The organism is Methylobacterium sp. J-030 (genome assembly GCF_022829545.1).
In the GTDB taxonomy this organism is placed as follows: Bacteria; Pseudomonadota; Alphaproteobacteria; order Rhizobiales; family Beijerinckiaceae; genus Methylobacterium.
Window position 1 is genome coordinate 1 of sequence record NZ_JAKSYM010000178.1, and the last position, 926, is coordinate 926.

The 926-nt window shown below is 70.2% G+C and carries 1 protein-coding gene; it reads left to right on the top strand.

Features of this window, described 5'->3' with window-relative positions:
* A partial coding sequence (ligD, locus tag MKK75_RS12285) for a non-homologous end-joining DNA ligase (RefSeq protein WP_244042850.1) occupies positions 1–926 on the top strand: 926 nt, incomplete at both ends.

A 926-nucleotide genomic window follows, 5' to 3' on the forward strand; every position in this document is an offset into this window, starting at 1 on the left:
ACGACGTGCCCACCGGCGACGGCTGGCTGTACGAGATCAAGCACGACGGCTACCGCATGCAGGCCCGCATCGACGGGGGCTCCGTGAAGCTCCTGACGCGCTCAGGCCTCGACTGGTCCGCGAGGTTCGAACCCGCTGCCCGGTCCCTGAAGGCCTTGAAGCTGCCCTCGGCCTTGATCGACGCCGAGATCGTCGTCGAGACGGAGAGCGGGGTCTCCAGCTTCTCCGCCCTGCAGCAGGCGCTCGCCGCCGGCGATACGGGATCGGCGATCCTCTACGCCTTCGATCTGCTTTACCTCGACGGCAGGGATCTGCGTGCCCTGCCCCTGACCGAACGCAAGGACCTGCTGCTCCAAAGCCTCGACGACGCCCCGCCGGGCGGCTCCATCCGGTTCAGCGAGCATCTCGCAGCCGACGGGCCGGCCATGGCGCGGCACGCCTGCAGGCTCGGCCTGGAAGGCATCGTCGCCAAGCGCGCGGACGCGCCCTACCGCTCGGGGCGGACCGATGCGTGGCGCAAGATCAAATGCAGCTCGTCGGAGGAATTCGTCGTCGCCGGCTACATGCCGTCGACCACCGCGTCGAAGTCCGTGGGGTCGTTGATCCTGGGGACCCACGAGGACGACACCCTCGTCCACGTCGGGCGGGTCGGCACCGGCTTCCGCGACGCGGTCGCACGGGATCTCTGGACGCAGCTGGAACCGCTGCGCATCCCGGCGGCGCCCTTCGCGGCCGAGATGCTGCCGCTGGCGCGCCGCAACGCCCATTGGGTCGAGCCCCGGCTCATCTGCGAGGTCACGTTCCGCGGGTGGACGGGCGACGGCCAGCTTCGGCACGCGTCCTTCAAGACCCTCCGGAGCGACGTGCGGCTGGAGGAGGTCGTACGGGAGAAGGCGGCCGCGGCCGCGAAGCCTCGTAAGCGGAAG